Origin of the sequence: Corynebacterium antarcticum (assembly GCF_016595285.2) — a bacterium.
Lineage (GTDB): Bacteria > Actinomycetota > Actinomycetes > Mycobacteriales > Mycobacteriaceae > Corynebacterium > Corynebacterium antarcticum.
Map to the genome: position 1 here is coordinate 55921 of NZ_JAENIP020000004.1, position 18470 is coordinate 74390.

General features: G+C 67.5%; 15 protein-coding genes and 1 tRNA gene. 9 read left to right on the forward strand and 7 right to left on the reverse strand.

Annotation, left to right across the window (positions count from 1 at the left end; genetic code table 11):
• Nucleotides 1-40: 40 nt before the first annotated feature.
• Nucleotides 41-1426: a sensor histidine kinase gene (locus JIM95_RS09895; RefSeq protein ID WP_200256656.1), complete on the reverse strand. Its 1386-nt coding sequence runs from the start codon at nucleotides 1424-1426 to the stop codon at nucleotides 41-43.
• Nucleotides 1423-2133: a response regulator transcription factor gene (locus JIM95_RS09900; RefSeq protein WP_200256655.1), complete on the reverse strand. Its 711-nt coding sequence runs from the start codon at nucleotides 2131-2133 to the stop codon at nucleotides 1423-1425. The genes JIM95_RS09895 and JIM95_RS09900 overlap by 4 nt, the downstream gene beginning before the upstream one ends.
• Nucleotides 2134-2675: 542 nt before the next feature.
• Here JIM95_RS09900 and JIM95_RS09905 point away from each other — a divergent pair.
• Nucleotides 2676-4223 (forward strand): extracellular solute-binding protein, encoded by a 1548-nt coding sequence (locus tag JIM95_RS09905; RefSeq protein ID WP_200256654.1) that lies wholly within the window; start codon nucleotides 2676-2678, stop codon nucleotides 4221-4223.
• Nucleotides 4224-4303: 80 nt separating this feature from the next.
• Here the strand turns inward: JIM95_RS09905 and JIM95_RS09910 are convergent, their stop codons facing one another.
• The 3 genes from JIM95_RS09910 to JIM95_RS09920 all read right to left on the reverse strand — a co-directional run bounded on the left by JIM95_RS09910 (nucleotide 4304) and on the right by JIM95_RS09920 (nucleotide 8284).
• On the reverse strand, nucleotides 4304-5062 hold the full coding sequence (locus tag JIM95_RS09910) for a MerR family transcriptional regulator (RefSeq protein ID WP_200256647.1): 759 nt from the start codon (nucleotides 5060-5062) through the stop codon (nucleotides 4304-4306).
• A gap of 51 nt (nucleotides 5063-5113) precedes the next feature.
• Complete coding sequence (locus JIM95_RS09915; RefSeq protein ID WP_200256645.1) at nucleotides 5114-6853, reverse strand: pyruvate dehydrogenase; 1740 nt, start codon at nucleotides 6851-6853, stop codon at nucleotides 5114-5116.
• A gap of 1358 nt (nucleotides 6854-8211) precedes the next feature.
• A tRNA-Thr gene (locus tag JIM95_RS09920) sits at nucleotides 8212-8284 on the reverse strand.
• 178 nt (nucleotides 8285-8462) lie between these two features.
• Here JIM95_RS09920 and thrE point away from each other — a divergent pair.
• The 5 genes from thrE (at nucleotide 8463) to otsB (ending at nucleotide 13300) form a co-directional block, all read left to right on the forward strand.
• Nucleotides 8463-10061: a threonine/serine exporter ThrE gene (gene thrE, locus JIM95_RS09925; RefSeq protein ID WP_248113984.1), complete on the forward strand. Its 1599-nt coding sequence runs from the start codon at nucleotides 8463-8465 to the stop codon at nucleotides 10059-10061.
• Between the two features lie 102 nt (nucleotides 10062-10163).
• Nucleotides 10164-10541: a hypothetical protein gene (locus JIM95_RS09930; RefSeq protein WP_200256642.1), complete on the forward strand. Its 378-nt coding sequence runs from the start codon at nucleotides 10164-10166 to the stop codon at nucleotides 10539-10541.
• A 2-nt stretch (nucleotides 10542-10543) separates the two neighbouring features.
• Entirely contained in the window at nucleotides 10544-12016 is a 1473-nt protein-coding gene (locus tag JIM95_RS09935) for an alpha,alpha-trehalose-phosphate synthase (UDP-forming) (RefSeq protein ID WP_248232584.1), read from the forward strand.
• A complete protein-coding gene (locus JIM95_RS09940) occupies nucleotides 12016-12507 on the forward strand; it encodes a hypothetical protein (protein ID WP_200256640.1) in 492 nt (163 codons plus the stop codon). Before JIM95_RS09935 ends, JIM95_RS09940 begins: the two co-directional genes overlap by 1 nt.
• Before the next feature lie 31 nt (nucleotides 12508-12538).
• Nucleotides 12539-13300, forward strand: coding sequence for a trehalose-phosphatase (otsB, locus tag JIM95_RS09945; protein WP_200256638.1), 762 nt, complete (start codon nucleotides 12539-12541; stop codon nucleotides 13298-13300).
• 9 nt (nucleotides 13301-13309) lie between these two features.
• Here otsB and JIM95_RS09950 read toward each other — a convergent pair whose 3' ends face one another.
• Nucleotides 13310-14431, reverse strand: a complete 1122-nt coding sequence (locus tag JIM95_RS09950; RefSeq protein ID WP_200256637.1) for a LacI family DNA-binding transcriptional regulator — start codon at nucleotides 14429-14431, stop codon at nucleotides 13310-13312.
• A gap of 122 nt (nucleotides 14432-14553) precedes the next feature.
• Between JIM95_RS09950 and JIM95_RS09955 the strand changes: the two genes are divergently transcribed.
• The 3 genes from JIM95_RS09955 (at nucleotide 14554) to JIM95_RS09965 (ending at nucleotide 17431) form a co-directional block, all read left to right on the forward strand.
• Nucleotides 14554-15648, forward strand: a complete 1095-nt coding sequence (locus tag JIM95_RS09955; RefSeq protein WP_200256635.1) for a metal ABC transporter solute-binding protein, Zn/Mn family — start codon at nucleotides 14554-14556, stop codon at nucleotides 15646-15648.
• Nucleotides 15649-15765: 117 nt separating this feature from the next.
• Nucleotides 15766-16467 carry a metal ABC transporter ATP-binding protein gene (locus JIM95_RS09960; RefSeq protein WP_200256632.1) on the forward strand — a complete coding sequence of 234 codons (702 nt, stop codon included), beginning with the start codon at nucleotides 15766-15768 and terminating at the stop codon, nucleotides 16465-16467.
• 37 nt (nucleotides 16468-16504) lie between these two features.
• Complete coding sequence (locus tag JIM95_RS09965) at nucleotides 16505-17431, forward strand: metal ABC transporter permease (RefSeq protein ID WP_200256631.1); 927 nt, start codon at nucleotides 16505-16507, stop codon at nucleotides 17429-17431.
• An 82-nt stretch (nucleotides 17432-17513) separates the two neighbouring features.
• Here the strand turns inward: JIM95_RS09965 and rlmB are convergent, their stop codons facing one another.
• Nucleotides 17514-18461: a 23S rRNA (guanosine(2251)-2'-O)-methyltransferase RlmB gene (gene rlmB, locus JIM95_RS09970; protein WP_200256629.1), complete on the reverse strand. Its 948-nt coding sequence runs from the start codon at nucleotides 18459-18461 to the stop codon at nucleotides 17514-17516.
• Between the last annotated feature and the right edge of the window lie 9 nt (nucleotides 18462-18470).

An 18470-nucleotide genomic window follows, 5' to 3' on the forward strand; every position in this document is an offset into this window, starting at 1 on the left:
CGCACGGTCGTCGGGTGATCCCTGCCGGGGGACCGGCCGGTCAGTCAGGCTCGTTGAGCGGGAGTTCCACGGTGAACACCGAACCTTCACCCGGCGCGCTGCGCACGCTGACGGTTCCCCCGTGGGATTCGGTCAGTGACTTCACGATCGCGAGGCCCAGCCCGGAGCCACCGGATGCCCGGGACCGGGAGGCGTCGGCCCGGTAGAAACGTCCGAAGATCTGCCGGGTGTCCTCCTCCGTCATGCCGCAGCCGTCGTCGGCGACGGTGATCAGGACGGTACCTTCCCCGGTCGCGAGACCGACGGTGACACGGGCCTCGGGGCCGGCGTGGATCAGGGCGTTACCCACCAGGTTCCCGATGATCCGGTGCAGTCGTTGCCTGTCCCCCGCGACCACCGCGTCCTCGGTCGTGGTGTCCACCAGTCGGATGACGCGCTCCGGGTGCGCGACCCGCATCGTCGTCACGACATCGAGGCAGATCGGCCGAATGTCCACCGGAACCGGGTCCATGGGAGCCTCCTCCGCACGGGTGAGTGCCAGGAGATCCTCGACGAGGACCCCCATCCGGCCGGCCTCCTGCTCGATGCGGTCGAGCACCATGTCCGCGTCCCGGGTGGCCCCGGAGCGGTAGAGCTCGGCGAAGCCCCGGACCCCGGTCAACGGAGTGCGGAGTTCGTGGGAGGCGTCCCCGACGAAGCGGCGCATCTGCTCCTCTTTCCTGCGCGCCGAGTCGATGGACTCCTGCAGCCGGGTCAGCATCGTGTTGAGGGAGTCCGCGAGCTGTCCGACCTCGGTGGTCTTCGGCCACTCGGGGAGACGTCGGCTCAGGTCCCCGCCGGCGATGGCCACGGCGGTCGTCTCCACCTCACGGAGCGGACGGAACGCCCTCCGGACCATCCACTGGGCGATGCCGCCGACCGCCACGAGGACGACCACACCGATGATCAGCTGGAAGAACAGCAGGTACCGGAGCATAAGTGTCTCGAGAGCCAGGGAGTAGGCGACGATGGTCGTGACCCCGTCCCGGGTATCGGCGATGGCCCGCCACCGGGTGTCCTCGCCGGGGCCGGGTGTGGACCCCACCGTGACGGGATACCCGCCGGGTTGCACCCCCGCCAAGTCGGGGGCGCCCGGGTTGTCGTTGAAGGTCAGGCTCGAACCGTCCGGATAGATCTTCTCCAGGTAGAAGGAGCTGGGTAGGCGGGGGCCGTCCGGGGCGAGTCTCGGGATGTCCCTCCCCACCCAGCCACCGAGCGCACCCTCGAGCTGCTCGTCGATCTGCACGTAGATGTAGTCGCGCATCACTTCGGTGACGAACACGGCTGAGAGCCCGAGCCCGGTCGCGGTCATGAGCAGAACGATGACGATGAGATGGACCCGGAGCGACAGACGGACCCGCCACTCCCCGAAACCGGTCCGGGTCATGACCGTGGTGTACGCAGCACGTAGCCGACACCGCGGACCGTGTGGATGAGGTGCGGCGCGTCGGTGTCGATCTTGCGTCGCAGGTAGGAGATGTATGATTCAACGACGTTGCCGTCACCACCGAAGTCGTAGTGCCAGACGTTGTCGAGGATCTTCGCCTTGCTGAGGACGACCTCCGCGTTGAGCATCAGGTACCGGAGGAGGTTGAACTCGGTGGGGGACAGATCGACGATCCGGCCCGCCTTGGTCACTTCGTGGGTGTCGTCGTTGAGGGTGAGATCGGCGTAGCTCAGGGTCGCGTCCGAGGCCCCGTCGTCGAGCAGCCTGCCCCGGCGGAGGATGACCCGGAGCCGGGTGATGACCTCCTCCAGGGAGAACGGCTTGGTCACGTAGTCGTCCGCACCGATGGTGAGTCCGTGGATACGGTGTTCGACCGCGTCCTTGGCGGTCAGGTACAGCACGGGGCCGTCGAAGCCCTCCGCGCGCAGTTTCCCGAGCAGCTCGAAGCCGTCCATTCCGGGCATCATGACGTCGAGGATGAAGGCGTCCGGTTCGCAGGACCGCGCCGCCCGCAGCGCCTCCTGCCCCGATCCGGCGGTGACCACCGTGAATCCCTGGAACTTCAGGCTCACCGCCAGCAGTTCGACGATGTTCGGCTCATCATCGACGACGAGAACCGTCACCCGGGTGTCCTTCATGGATTCCATATCTCCCACCGCTCCCTTTCCTCTCCACCTGGCGGTACGCACTCCCCTCCACTACACACGCGACCCGTGTGTAATCACCGTGCCGCCGCTGTGACCCACCTGTGAATGCCGTGCCGGCGACTCAACCGTACGAGTTCCCCCGGAGAAATATACACCCCCACATCACCCCCGATTCCCCAGATTTCCCCAAACGGCAATTCCGTTAAGGCATTTCCATATACTGCTCACTCCGACCTGGAAATATCACCCCATCCGATGATTGATCGGACGGAAACGAATCATGGAAACACCCCCATCACCCCCGAAAAGGCGAATATTCAAGCATGGAAAAACGGGTAACGAAAAGATTACCAAAGGTGATCGGGGCTGAGGAAGTGGCCCCGGTCGCGCACACCCACACCAAGAGAAGCGGCGCCCCCACGCAGAACCGCCCCTCGAACTCGTTCACGTTCCGGCACGCACAGTGCCGGAACCGAGGAAAGGTTTCCCCACCCACGCGTCCATTCACCACACGTGTCGCCGTCACCACCATCGCAGCCGGCATGGCTATCGCCGGATTCTCCGCCGAGATCAGTCTCCTCATCCCCTCCCACTCGGACGACACCAGGGAACTCCGGGAGAACATCATCTCCGGTTTCGAGGCCGACAATCCCGGTGTCACGGTCGATCTCCAGGTCGGGTCCCGGGAGAACATCAACGACGTGATGCGCAACAACATCCAGGCGAACAAGACCCCGGACATCCTCAACATCGACTCCTTCACCGACCACGCCTCCGAGTATCCGCTCCACCCGGCCGAAGACGTCGTCTCCGCCGCGACACTCGAGAACATCCAGCCCTCCTTCCGTGAGAACGCGTCCATGGACGGCACCTGGTGGGGCCTGCCGCTCATCGCATCAGCCCGAGCACTGTTCTGCAACAGGGACCGCTTCGAGCGGGCCGGGATCTCCGTGCCGCCGGCCGACTGGAACGCACTCCGGGAACGCCGCGGACACCACCACGCTGCTGTTCAAGTACATCCGGAACCGGGGGCACCTCGACTGGGCCTCGGCCCTGTCGGTGATCAACCTGGTCATCATGGTCGTGCTCATCGGCTTCTACCTCTACTTCACCAAACCCATGAAGGGGGTCGACGACTGATGCCCGACGCAATCCGGAAACCAGTGACCGAGGAGGCCGTCGGCGGCACGACCGGACCGACGGAACCCCCGAAGGAGGCCCGCGCCTCGTGGTTCGCCCGGCACAGCGAGCAACCCGCCCCCGGCGCCCGGCCGCACACCGGCCTCCGGATCGTCGGTGGCCTGCTGATCCTGGCGGTGTTCATCCTCCCCTACGCGATCATGTTCGTCGGCTCCCTGAAATCCCGGGCGGAGGTGCTCGGTATCCCGCCGACCTACATTCCACGGGAATGGCGCTTCGACAACTACATCTCCATGTGGTCGACGCCCGAGACACCCGTGGGGATGAACGTGTTCTCCACGGTGCTCATCGCCGGAATCTCCACGTTGATCGTGTTGTGTGTGGCGATGCCCGCCGCGTACTACACCGCCCGGTTCCGGTTCCCGGGGCGCGGGGCCTTCCTCTTCGTCGTACTGCTGACCCAGATGTGCCCTCCGGCGCTCGTCGTGGCCGGGCTGTTCCGCGAGTTCCAGCTGCTCGGCATCGTCGACACGTACATCGCGATGATCCTGGTGAACTCGGCGTTCAACCTCGCGTTCTCGACCTGGATCATGCACTCCTTCTTCGCGTCGGTACCGAAGGAGATCGACGAGGCCGCGCAGATCGACGGCTGCGGCCTGTGGACGGTGCTGTTCAGGATCAACCTGCCGCTGGTGTGGCCCGGCATCGTGACCGCCGTGATCTCCACCTTCGTCGCCGCGTGGAACGAGTTCGCCGCGTCCCTGGTGATCCTCTCCTCCGCCGAGAAGCAGCCCCTCTCGGTCGCGCTGACCAAGTTCGTCGGCCAGTACGAGACGTCCTGGCAGTACGTCTTCGGGGTGTCGGTGATCGCGATCATCCCGGTGCTGATCCTGTTCGGGTTGATCGAGAAGCAGCTCGTCGGCGGACTGACCGCGGGGTCGATCAAGTGACCCGCTGAAAACCCGACGGACACGAGCGGGCCCCGGGGTGGTGATACGCCACCCCGGGGCCGCTTTCCCATGCGTGGAGGTCACTCCCAGGCGACGGTGTCCGGGTCAATCCCCTCCGCGCGGGCCTTCGCCTCGACGAGCTCAACCAGGTAATCGGCGGCGTCGCCGGTGTAGGCGGCGAAACGACCGTCCGCGACGTACATCCGGGCGAGGAGAATCTGCTTCGCCCGGGTGCACGGGTAGAACGTGTCCACCATCGCGGCGTGGCGCCCGACGAGCGCATCCGCCTCGGCGTCGCCCGGCGCCACTCCGCGGTCCCGGGCGTCGGCCAGGGCCGCCGCGAAGGCATCGGTCTCCGCCTTCACCCTGCGGAAGTCCTCGGCGTCCATCGTCTTCATCGAGTCCCGGGCGTGCGACCAGTCCCCGGTGTCGCCCCAACGCTCTTCTGCCTCGGCCTGCCAGTCAGGGTAATCCTCGCCGAATGTCGCCTTCTTGTCCTGCATTGTCACGGTGTCCCCTTCCAGGATCGAATCCACTGCCCGGACCATCCGGTGCAGGTGACCCATCCGTCGGACGAGGAGCTTCCGCTGGGTGAGCAGCCGGTCCCGCCTGTCCCCGGGTTCCGCCAGCAGAACGGCGATGTCCCGGAGCGGGACACCGGCCCGCCGGTAGATGAGGATGTCGAGGCCGCGGTCCAGGTCGGCGTCGGTGTACAGGCGGTAGTCGCCGGTCTCCGTGCGCCAACCCGGGCTGAGCAGTCCGATCTCGTCCCAGTGCCGCAGGGTCCGGGCGGTCACGCCCAGTTCCTCTGCGGCCCGTCCAATCGTGTAGTCGGTCACGGACACCACTCTCGGGGTTGCCGCGGCGTGAAGGTCAAGACCGGCCGGCGGTCAGGGTCGCGGGATGTTCCGGAGGTTGCTCATCGCGAGGTTGTACATCCGGCCCACGCCGCCGTCGAGGACCGTGCGGGCGGCCGCCTTGGAGAAGCCCATGACCTGCTCGAGGGTGATGTCCGGCGGGATGGACAGCGCGTTCGGATCGGTGACGATGTCGATGAGCACCGGCTCATCGAGGGCGAGTGCCGCTCCGAGTTCCGTACGCAGTTTCCTCGGATCGGTGATCCGGACCGATCGGATGCCGCAGGCCTCGGCGATCGCCGCGAAGTTGACCTCCTCGTGGTCCGTGGCGAACTCCGGGATACCCTCGACGAGCATCTCGAGCTTCACCATGCCGAGCGACGAGTTGTTGAACACGATGGTCTTGACGGGCAACTGGTGCAGCTTCACGGTGAGCAGCTCACCCATGAGCATCGCCAGCCCACCGTCGCCGGACATGGAGATCACCTGCCGATCGGGGGCGGCGGCCTGGGCACCGATGGCCTGCGGGAGGGCGTTGGCCATCGTGCCGTGGCGGAAGGAGCCGAGCAGCGTCCGGTTGCCGGTGGGGTTGTTGATGTAGCGGGCTGCCCACACGTTGCACATGCCGGTGTCGACGGTGAAGATCGCGTCCTCCGCGGCGAGTTCGTCGATGATGTCGGCGGCGTACTCGGGGTGGATCGGGGTGTGGTGCTCGATGTTGCTGGTGTACGCCTCGACGACGTGCTCGATCTTCTTGGCGTGCTCCTTGAGCATCTTGTCCAGGAAGGAGCGGTCGGTCTTCTCCTCGATCGAGGGGAGGATGTTCTCGATGGTGGCCTTGACGTCGCCGACGACGGGGTACTTCACCTCGGTGCGCCTGCCGATGTGGGCACCGTTGATGTCGACCTGCGCGACGTTCCCGCTGGGCAGGAAGTCGTTGTACGGGAAGTCCGTGCCGAGCAGGATCAGCAGGTCCGCCTCGTCGCAGGCGTCGAAGCAGGCCCCGTATCCGAGGAGACCGGACATGCCGACGTCGTAGGGGTTGTCGTGCTGGATGAACATCTTTCCGCCCAGCGCGTGGCCGACGGGGGCCTTGATCTTCTCGGCGAGGGCGAACACCTGCTCTCGGGCGCCGACGCAGCCGAACCCGCAGAACAGGGTGACGCTCCTGGCGTCGTTGATCGCCTGAACCAGCTTCGCGGCCTGTTCGGGGTGCGGGAAGACGATCGGGCGGTGCGCGGAGATGACGCTGTTCAGCTCCGGGGCGGGCACCGCGTCCTCGGTGGTGATGTCACCGGGGACGACGATGACGCTGACGCCCTGGCCCGCCATCGTGGACTGGATCGCGTTGTGCAGCACGCGGGCGCCCTGGGACGGGGAGTTGATCAGCTCGCAGTACCCGGAGCACTCCCCGAAGATCTGCGTCGGGTGGGTCTCCTGGAAGAAGTCGGAGCCGATCTGCAGCGACGGGATGTGGCTGGCTATCGCCAGCACCTTCGCCCCGTTGCGGTGCGAATCGTAGAGTCCCTGGATGAGGTGGGTGTTTCCCGGCCCGCAGGAAGCGGCGCACACGGCGAGTTCACCGGTGACGAGGGAGTGCGCGCCGGCGGCGAACGCACCCACCTCCTCGTTGCGTACGTGGATCCACTCGATGCTGCTGCGGCGGACCGCGTCGACGATCGGGTTGAGGCTGTCCCCGACGAGGCCGAAGATCCGGGTGACACCCTGCCGCTCCAGACTGGCGACGATCTGTTCGGCGAAACTCTGTGACATGTTCTGCTGTGCTCCTTATGTGTGCACCTTGTGGGTACCTGATTGGTTCACTGTCTTCATCCATGGTGAACCTCTCCACCGATTCCCGCCAGGTATCAGACCGGACGCAACCGCCCCGGAGGTCGCCCTCCCGCAGAACCGCCCGAAACACCACCTCTGAACTGCAGGGAAGACATCAGATCACACGGAAGGCCCCCAGAGCTTTTCGCCACATTCCGCCCTCCGGGCGGTCCGACAGCCCGGAGGGGAGTCAGACCGCCCGCCGGAAGAAAACCGACCGGATGGTCCAGTTAAGGATGCCGCACACCTTTCCCGCCATCCGGCGGAGGGCGTTTCTCACCGCCATCAGTTCCGGACCGCTCCTGACCGGCATCGACACTCGACCCCGCACACGGCTCCGCCGACCCTCCGCGGGGAACCCGGTGCCACCGCACACCAGACGCCGTGGATCATCGACGCCCCCACTCGTCATGGCCGGGTCGCTCCCGGGGCAGGTGCACCGGGTGACCGCTCCGGTCACCGTCGAATGTTCACCGTGGGCCCCACCTTGTTCGGCGCGGCCTCGCTGTCGGCCGTCGGAGCCGCGATAATGATGCCCGCGACGCTCCCTCTCATCCGGGTCACCTTCACGGACACCCGGGAACGCGACACAGCCATCGGGATCCGGGGCACGACCTCCGCACCGGGCACGGTCACCGGGACGCCCTGTTTTCCCTGCCGGCGCCGTTCACCCTGTCCGGCCCGGTCCTCGCGATCAAGCTCATCCTGGGGCACCCACCCCGATCCAATCATCACCGTCGCCGGCCCTTCACCGCGATCGTCACTGCGCTGCTGTTCCGACGGCGACAGCGACGGACGCCCGAACCACCGGTGGATTTTCCGGATCTTCCGACAGCCACCGTTCACCGGCGGTGTCCTGGCCACGGGGCCCGGAACACTCCTCCCGGCGGGGACCGATCCGCCGATCACGCGGCGCTTCCGACCGGTGTCCGGATACAGCCCACTTCGGGTGGGTGGACCCGTGGGGGCCGTCGCTCTGCCGACGGCCCCCGGCACCGGACTGCGGCGCACTACTCCGGCGGCCCGGGTTCCGCGCCTCATCGTCGGGGATCTTGTGTCCGACACGCCGCCGGAGAGCGCCGGGGCCGCCACCTGAAGATGCTCGCGGCGGAGGGACCGTGGCTGCACGACGCGCCCGGCCACCGCACCATGCCCGCCGAGCAGCGCACCGCGATGACCGAGGCCATTCGCGACCTCCACTGACGCACCGGGGTACCGGGGCTGTGGATGGTAGCAGACGGAAAACCGCGGCCCCACCCCGCCATGGGGTGCGATGCCGCGGTCGCCCGGTCTGATCGAGCTGGAGATGGGACTCGAACCCACAACCGCCGGTTTACAAGACCGGTGCGCTACCAATTGCGCCACTCCAGCAACGCCCCGGTGCATGTGTCCGGGGCACGCGAGGATGATACCGGACGAGTACCGGCCAAGTCCAAGACCTGCACCATCCGGCGCAGGTTCCGTGCCCGGACTCACCGGGGTATGCTGCTCCCGGTGCGCGACACCGCGCGTTCCCACCAGTCGTTTTTCCGAAGGATCAGTAGCCGACGTGTCCGACATCTTGACCAGGCTGCGGCTGTTCCGGTCCCGTCAGGGTCGTTTCGCGACGATCGACGAGGCCAAGGCCGCTCCCCCTCCCTCACCACTGGCTCCGATCGATCTCACCGACCCTGCGCAGGTCACCGCGGTCATGGACCTCGCCGCCAGGATCGGCGGTTACCTGCTGTATTCGGGGACCGGAAACCACGACACCCGTGCCCACGTCCACACCGTGTGCTCCGCCTACGGGCTGCACTACGTGCACGTCGACATCACCTTCAACACGATCCAGCTGTTCACTCAGATCGACACGGGTCAGAAGATTCCGATCACGGTGTTCCGGGTCGTGCCGAAGCTGGACCTGGACTTCTCCAAGCTCGCCGAGATCGACCGTCTGATCCGGTCCATCCAGGCCGGCGCGACTCCACCCAATGTCGCGGAACAGATCATGAACGACCTGACCTCGATGCCCCCGCCCTACGGGATCCGCACCGCTCTGGTCGGGTGGGCGGGACTGGCGGCCGCCGTCGCCGTTCTGCTCGGCGGTGGCTGGTTGGTCTCCGTGATCTCCTTCCTCACGGCCCTCGTCATCATGGCCGGGCACATCTGGCTGGAGAAGAAGGGCCTGCCGGAGTTCTACCGGAACATGTACGGCGGGTTCGTGGCCACCCTGCCCGCGGCCATGACCTACAACTGGGCGCTGGAGAACGGGATCAACCTCGCACCGGGACAGATCATCGCCTCGGGAATCATCGTGCTGCTCGCCGGTCTGACACTGGTGCAGGCCATCCAGGACGGCATCACCGGGGCCCCGGTGACGGCCTCGGCGCGGTTCTTCCAGACGATCATGCTCACCGGAGGAATCATCGCCGGAGTCGCCATCGGCATCCAGGCGTCGACGGCGCTAGGTGTGACGCTGCCCCCGCTCGAGGCCACGACCCCGGTCAACTTCGCATCCGTCTCCGCGAAGGTTCTCGCCGGCGCCGCCGCGTCGGCCGCATTCGCCGTGGCCGCGTTCGCAGAGTGGCCCTCGGTCTGGATTTCCGGACTGACCTCGCTGGCCGGCTCCGCCTGCTACTACTTCGTGCTGATCCCCCTCGGTATGAGCCCGGTCGTGGGACTCGGCATCACGGCGACGATCATCGGTCTCGCGGGCGGTCTGCTCGCCCGGCGGTTCCTCATCCCACCCCTGATCACGGCGGTCGCGGGCATCACGCCCCTGTTGCCGGGCCTGACGATCTACCGAGGCATGTACACCCTGCTCAATGAGCAGCTGGTGCAGGGATTCGGGAACATGGCGCTGGCACTGGCCATCGGTTCCTCCCTCGCCGCCGGTGTGGTTCTGGGAGAATGGGTCGCCCGGAAACTGCGCCGTCCACCACCGCTCAACCGGTACACCAGCTTCGCCCGACGCAGGGCCTCCTCCTTCCGGCATTCCAGGCCGGTGGAGACGACCGCCCGCGTCGTCCGGCGGACCGGATCCGCCGTGAACCGTCGCCAGCACCGGGCCCGGAAAGCGGCCCGCAGCGCGAATACGCGGCACCCGGGAATGCCCGGCGGTGCCGCCGGCGCCTCCGACCCGCGGATTCATCCCGACAATCGGAACTGAGCACACTCCGCGCCCGTCGGGGGTGACATGTTCCCGGCGCCGCCGTGGCGTAGGATGAGCTGTGCCCAGCCCCAGCCCCAGCCGACGATTCCAGGAGGATCAGTGCCGCCCAAGGTCACAGACACCCGCACCACCAACGCCGAGTCGCTGCACACCGTGGAGGAGAACACCGCGAAGGCGGCCCGTCGGATCGTCGCGACCTACTCCACCGATTTCTTCGACTGCGTCACCCTCGCATCCATGCTCGGCGTGGCTCCCGAACGCCTGAACTACCGTAAGATCGCCGCGGAACACGCTGAGGCCGCCGAAGCGGAGTCCGCCAAGAGCCGCAAGAAGACCACAAAGAAGACCACGGCCAAGAAGACCACCGCCAAGAAGACCACGAAGAAAACCGCCGCGAAGAAGACCACGGCAAAGAAGACCACCGCGAAGAAGACCACGAAGAAAACCGCCGCGAAGAAGACCACGAAGAAGGCCTGACCGTGACTGCCGCGCCACGTACCCCGGCGAAGGGCGGAAATGACTTCGTCGTTGTGGCGAACAGGCTGCCCGTCGATGTCACCGTCAACCCGGACGGAACGAGGAGTTTCACCCCGAGCCCCGGTGGCCTGGTCACCGCGTTGAGCCCGGTTCTCGAGCGCAACGCCGGCTGCTGGGTCGGCTGGCCGGGAACCGTGGACGGCGGAATGGAGCCGTTCCACACGGATTCCGGGATCCTCCTGCATCCGGTGACGCTCACCGCCACGGACTACGAGGAGTTCTACGAGGGATTCTCCAACGCCACCCTCTGGCCGCTCTACCACGACCTCATCGTGCCCCCCACCTACGACCGCGCCTGGTGGGAGACCTACCGGGAGGTCAACTACACCTTCGCCCGCGAGGCGGCGTCCGTCGCCGCCGAGGGGGCGACGGTGTGGGTGCAGGACTACCAGCTCCAGCTCGTTCCGGGCATTCTGCGGCAGCTCCGACCGGATCTGACGATCGGTTTCTTCCTGCACATCCCGTTCCCTCCGGCGGAGCTCTTCCGCCAGCTGCCCTGGCGCGAGGAGATCGTCCGCGGTCTGTTGGGATCCGATGTCATCGGCTTCCACCTGCCGCAGAACGCCGACAATTTCCTCTCCCTGGCGCGCTCCGTCGCGGGGGCCCCCGGGTCCCACACCGGACAGCCGGACAGCCTCAACGTGGAGGGGCGGGCATCGGTCCGCGGGATCACCGCGCACATCACCGCCCCCGACGGACGCCGGGTCGGGGTCGCCGCGTTCCCGATCTCCATCGACACCGCCTCGGTGATCGAGACTGCCGCACAGGTGGACTCCGCGGACATCCGCCACCGTCTCGGCGACCCCGGGACGATGATTCTCGGTGTGGACCGGCTCGACTACACGAAGGGCATTCTCCAGCGGCTTTCCGCCTACGAGGAACTGCTGGAGTCCGGTGCGCTCGAACCACACGACTCGGTGCTGCTGCAGATCGCGACGCCGTCGCGCGAGCGGCTGGAGCACTACCGCCGCACCCGCGCCAGGGTAGAGGAGGCCGTGGGCCGGATCAACGGCCGCTTCGCGGAGGTCGGCCGACCGGTCGTGCACTACCTCCACCGTTCCCTCGACAAGCAGCAGCTCTTCGGTTGCTACGTCGCCGCCGACATCATGCTCGTGACCCCCTTCAAGGACGGAATGAACCTGGTGGCCAAGGAGTACGTCGCCTGTCACGGAGACGGTTCGGGGGCCCTGGTTCTCAGTGAGTTCGCCGGCTCGGCCACCGAACTCAACCGGGCCTTCCTCTGTAATCCGCACGACGGGGACTCGGTGAAGCGACAGCTGATGACGGCGGTGACCATGCTCCGGGACGCCCCGGACGAAGCGGCCGAGCGGATGCTCACCATGCACCGCCAGGTCGTCGACCACGACGTGGATCTCTGGGCCCGGTCCTTCCTCGACACCCTGCGGAGCCACTGATGGGTACCCGGTTGCGCACCCCGACGGTGGTCGGTGTCCTCGGCGCCCTGCTCCTCACGGGATGTTCGCAGGGCCAGGCCCCGGTCGTCTCCTCGAACTGGCAGGTGACGAACGTGTACACCGACGCCGAGCATCCGAGCGTTCTCCCCGACACCCTCGCCGGGCGGGCGCACCTCGCCTTCGGGGACAGCACCGTCGTCGGGGACACCGGGTGCGCACCATTCACCGGATCCGTGGACTTCCTCGACGGGGACGGCGAGCGGGTGGCCGCGACGGACCCCACCGCAGAAACCTTCGAATTCCGGGATCTGCGCGTGCGCGAGGACAGCGGGTGCGAGGGCGCCGAGATCTTCTTCCACGAGGCTCTCCTCGGGGTTCTCGGCGCCGGGGCGCTCACCGTGTCCCGACCCCAGGACGGCGAGCTGCTGCTGACGGACGCCGATGATCCGGCGGTCGACAAGCGGGGCATCCGGCTGACCACCTCGAGCTGAACGGGACCACCGGCCGACGTACCATCGGGGCATGGACGACACCAGCCTCGACGCCAGACTCAGCTCCGTGATTCGGGCCCCCAGACTGCTCGTGATCTCCGATTTCGACGGCACGATCGCCGATTTCGCGGACGACCCGGAGAACGTGCCCGTCAACCGGGCCTCCATCGCGGCCCTCGAGGCACTGGGTGACCTCCCCGACACCGGGGCCGCCATCCTCTCCGGCCGGGATCTCGCGACCCTCCGGCGCCTGTCCGGGACCGACGACCGGGTCGAACTCGTCGGGAGCCACGGAGCGGAGAGCACCGGCGATCCGGTCGAGCCGACCGACGGGCAGCGCCGCCTCCTCGATGCAGTCGGCGAGCGCCTCAACGACCTCATCGTGGGGTATGCCGGTGCCGCGGTGGAGAGCAAACCCTTCCACCGGGTGCTGCACACCAGGCGGGTCCCCGACCGGGAACTGGGCGAGCGACTCCTCGACGAGGCCCGGCATCTGCGCCCGGAGGGGCTGCACGTGTCCACGGGGAAGTGCATCGTCGAGTTCTCCGCCGTGTCGGTGAACAAGGGCACCTGGATCGCCGCGGCCAGGAAGCGGGGCGGATGGGACGCCGTCGTGTTCCTCGGCGACGACGTCACCGACGAGGACGGGTTCCGGGTGCTGGAATCCGGTGACCTGGGGATCAAGGTCGGGGACGGGGACACCGCGGCCGTGGGTCGCGTCGCCGACACCGACGGCGTGCAGGCTGTCCTCGAGCGGCTCGCCGAGGCGCGTGCCGCCCACCTGGGCGGCTGAGCCGCCCGCTCAGTCCGTGGACCGGGGCGCCGCGACCGTGCCGCCGGGCCTGAACGTCGTTTCGAGCAGCTCACGCAGCGACTCCCCCGCGGGTGGCTCCTCGTCCGACAGCCGCTGTTCGATGAGCCGGAAGAGCATCCGTCCCGCCGCGGCCCCCTTCTCCCGGTTCGGCTGGATCACGGTGGTCAGATCCCGGGCCACGGCGGTGACGATTCCGTCGAATCCCGTGACCGACAGCCGGTCCGGTACGGAGATCCCGTGATCCGCGCAGTAGTCGAGGACACCGAGTGCCATGGAGTCGGTGGTGCAGAGCACGGCCGTGAGATCCGGGTGGGTCTCCAGGAGCTCCCGGGCGGCGTCGATGTTGTTCGCCCGGTCGTTGATGTGCCGCTCTATCACGGACACGGTGGCCGGATCGATGCCCGCCGAGGCGAAGACGTCCAGCGCCCCCAGAACCCGGGAGCGCTGCACGTGCAGGCCGGCGTTCCGCAGCCGTTCGGGTGACACCGGGCCGTCGTTCTTCCGCCGGTCGAGGCGGATCGAGAGAATCCCGATCCGCCGGTGTCCCGCGTCGATGAGGGCCTGCGCGGCGGGCGCGATCGCCGCACGGTCGTCGATACCGACGAACGGGAGCCCGGTCTCATCGGCGGGCTGGTCACAGATGACGAGCGGGAGCCTGCGGTTCCGGGCCGCCTGCAGGTACGGGTCGTCGGCCGCGACCGAGTAGACGACGAATCCGTCGATGACGGGCTGGTTCACGAGCTGGGCGGCCGCGGCGACATCGACGGAGCTGTCGGGGCCGACCGGGACCAGGGTGAGACAGGTGTTTCCTCCGTAGGAGGCCTCGGCCATCCCCGCGAGGAAGTCGACGGAGGCGAGATCCTCGAAGGCGTAGGTCAGGTGCTCGGTCAACAGCACACCGATGGCCCCCGCCCGGCGGGTCCGCAGCGATCGGGCCGTCGGGTGCGGACCCGGATAACCGCGCTGTTCCGCGGTGGCGAGAATCTTCTCCCGCAGGGCCGTGGAGAGCTGCTCCGGGCGGTTGTAGGCGTTGGAGACGGTTGTCCTCGACACCCCGAGTTCGGCGGCCAGAGACGCGAGCGTACCGCGCTGCCGATTACGTTTTGCCATGCTAGAAACCTAGCACCCAGGTTCACCGGGAGCCGATGCAGGCACGCACCGGCCACTGATCCGAGGTCAGTTAAATGATCATAAACTTGACAAAGGTTGTCATTTGTCTGAAACTGGGTTTCATGATCAACAGTAGCTTCCGTCCCCTCCTCCGCAATCTCCGGAACCACCCCGCCCGGACCGCAGGTGCGACACTCTTCGCGACCGGTATGGTCATGGCCACCGCCGGTTGCGCACCGGGAAACGAGAATCCCGCACCGGAGTCCACGACAGCGGCGCAACAGTCCGGTGAAACCGCGGCCCCTGACAGCGGCGACAAACTCAACATCGTCACCTCCACCCAGATCTGGGCCGACGTCGCGGACATGGTCGTCTCCGACCAGGACGCCGACATCCGGGCCATCATCGTCGGCGATTCCGTGGATCCCCACTCGTTCGAACCGACGGCGGCCGACATGGCACTGGCCCAGGAGGCCGACCTGATCGTGGTCGGTGGCGGCGGATACGATTCCTGGTTGTACCGCAACATGGATGAGTCGATCATCATCCACGCCCTCCCCCTCACCGTGCACGACCACGACCACGGGCACGATCACGAGCACGATCACGATCACGAGCACGATCACGACCACGACCACGGACATGATCACGAGCACGACCACGGGCACGATCACGACCACGACCACGGACATGATCACGGCGATCTCGTGAATGAGCACATCTGGTACGACCCGCACGCCGTCGAGGAGGTCGGCGCCGAGCTCGCCGAACGGGTCTCCGAACTGCGTCCCGACGCGAAGGTCGACACCGACAAGCTGGAGGAGAAGCTCTCCGCGCTCGAGGGTGAGATGGACTCCCTCCCGGCGGTCCGCGTCGCCCAGACCGAACCCATCGCGGACTACATCGTGGAGCACTCCCCCCTGACCGAGGCCACTCCCGAGGGCTACCGGACGGCCACCCTCAAGGAATCCGAGCCCACCGCCGCCGACTACGCCGCCTTCACCGAGGCACTGAAGAACGGTGAGATCGACCTCCTGATCTTCAACCCGCAGACCGCCACCGATTCGACCGAACGTCTCCGTGACGAGGCCCGGGGACTCGGTATCCCGGTGGTGGAGGTCTTCGAGACCCCGTCACGCGGCGAGAACTTCTTCGACTTCTTCAGCGGTGCCGTCGAGCGTCTGAAGACCGGCGCGGACCAGGTCAGGAAGAACTGATTCCCGACCGCCCCCGCTCCACCCTGTAGCCTTCCACACGGAGTCATCTTCCGCGTGGAAGGCTCAACTGCTGTCCGGGACGCCCTCCCGGACCTCTGATCAGAAAGAACCACGATCATGGTCCTCACCTTCACCGGCGCCGCCGTCGACCCGCTCTTCTCGGATCTGAATCTGACGGTCGAGCCCGGCGAGTTCCTGGCGGTTCTCGGGCCCAACGGCGCCGGGAAGTCGACGCTGCTGCACACGGTCACCGGGACCCGCAGGCTCACCCGCGGCACGGTCTCGGTGGACGCGCGGACCGGGTTCATCCCCCAGCAGCGGATGTTCTCCCCCGATCTCCCCCTCCGCGCCCGGGACCTCGTGAACCTGTCCGCCGCACACGGTGTGGTCAGGCGGCGTCGGGTGAGGCGCGGGGCCGTCGAGGAACTGCTCCGGGAGGTCGGGGCGACGGGGATCGCGGACCGGCGGGTGGGCAACCTGTCGGGCGGCCAGCAGCAGCTGGTGCGCCAGGCGCAGGCGCTGGCCAACGATCCCCAACTCCTGCTCTGCGACGAGCCACTGCTCTCCCTCGACATGGGTGTGCAGCAACGCACCGTGGACCTCATCGACCGCCGGCGCCGGGAGGCCGGGACGGCGGTCGTCTTCGTCACCCACTCCATCAACCCGGTCCTGCGGGTCGTTGACAGGGTGCTCTACCTCGCCCCGTACGGGCACGTGCTCGGGGACGTGTCCGAGGTGATGCGCTCCGAGACGCTCTCCGAGCTCTACGGCACGCGCGTCGAGGTCGCAGAGGTCAACGGCCGACTCATCGTCCTCTGACCCGACCCACCGATCCCAACCGACCCGAGGAACAACCATGGACATGACCCAGTTCATCACCGACACGCGCTACCTGCTCGGCGTCGACTTCGTGCGGGACTCCCTGATCGCCGCGGGACTGCTCGGCATCCTCTCCGGGATCATGGCCCCGCTGATCGTGCTGCGCCGGATGTCCTTCGCCGTTCACGGCACGAGCGAACTCGCCCTCATGGGCGCCTCGGCCGCGCTCCTGCTCAGCGTCAATGTCGGTGTCGGTGCCGTGGTGGGCTCCATCGTGGCGGCCATCGTTCTCGCGTTGCTCGGCATGCGCCAGCAGGACACGGCCGTCGGCGTGGTCCTGAGTTTCGGCATGGGACTGTCCGTGCTGTTCATCCATCTGTACCCGGGGCGGTCATCCAACGCCTTCGCGTTGCTCACCGGACAGATCGTCGGCGTGCAGTCGAGCTCGGTGTGGCTGCTGGCCGGAATCACGGCCCTGGTCGTCGGGTGCGTCGTGCTGTTCTGGCGGCCGATCCTTTTCGCCTCCGCGGACCCGCAGATGGCCGCCGCGGCCGGTGTCAACGTGCACCTGGTCGCGGTCGGATTCGCGGTCCTCGTCGGGCTCTCCGCCGCGGAGGGGGTGCAGATCGTCGGTGCTCTGCTGGTGATCTCCCTGCTGATCACGCCGGGGGCCGCGGCCGCGCAGGTCACGTCGAGTCCGGTGCGCGCGGTCGTGCTGTCGACCGTGTTCGCCGAGGTGGCCGCGCTCGGTGGTTTCGTCATCTCGCTCGCGCCCGGGCTACCGGTGAGCGTTTTCGTCACCACCATCTCGTTCGTGATCTACCTCGTCTGTCGTCTCATCGGGTACCTACGGGGCCGGACGGCGCAGCGGGACGAGGACGCCCTCCGGCTCCGCACCCAGGGGGGACTGCAGGAGATCGGTGACCACGCCCCGGAGCCGACGCGGACCGAGCCGACGGTCTAGCGGCCACCGCGCATGAGTGAGAAACGGCCCCACCGTGACACCGGTGGGGCCGTTTCTCGTGTCCGTCACGGACGGTGTTGCGTCACCTCAGCTGCGCACGACGCTGACGGGCGAACTCACTGAGCACGACGCCCGCGGCGACGGACGCGTTGAGTGATTCCACCCAGTCGGCCATGGGCACGGACAGGGTGACGTCGCAGGTCTCGCCGACGAGGCGGGAGATGCCCTTGCCCTCGCTGCCGACCACGACGACCGTGGGGCCGGTCCCGTCGTAGGTGTCGAGGGTGTGGTCCCCTCCGGCGTCGAGGCCGACGACCTGGTAGCCGGCCTTCTGGAACTGCTTGAGGGTCCGGGTCAGGTTGGTGGCCTTCGCGACCGGGAGGCGGGCCGCGGTGCCCGCGGAGGTCCGCCAGGCGACGGCGGTGACCGACGCCGAGCGGCGCTCCGGGATGACGACGCCGTGGCCACCGAACGCCGCGACGGAGCGGATGACCGCGCCGAGGTTGCGGGGGTCGGTGACGTTGTCGAGGCAGACGATGAGGCCGGGCTCGCCCCTCTCGTTGACCCGGTCGATGAGGTCCTCGACCGTCGAGTAGCGGAACGGCGGCATCTGCAGACCGATGCCCTGGTGCATGCCGTTGCCGGTCATGTGGTCCAGGTCGGTGCGCGGCACCTCGATGATGGAGATGCCGCGGTGGCCGGCGAGCTGCACGGCCTCCGTCAGACGCTCGTCGCTCTCGGTGCCGAGGGCCACGTAGAGGGCGTTGGCCGGGGCCTTGGCGCGCAGGCACTCGACGACGGGGTTGCGCCCCACGACGAGCTCGGTGGTCTCCTCCTTGACGTGGCGGCCGCGTGCGCGGCGCTCCGCCTCCTTCTTCCGCTTGTGCGCGGGGTGGTAGGTGCGGTCCTCCGCCTTCGGGGTGGGGCCTTTGCCCCGGAGACCACGACGGCGTTGGCCACCGGATCCGACCTGGGGGTTCTTCTTGTCGGTCTTGCGCACCGCTCCGGTGCGCTTGGAATTTCCAGCCATGGTGCTTCA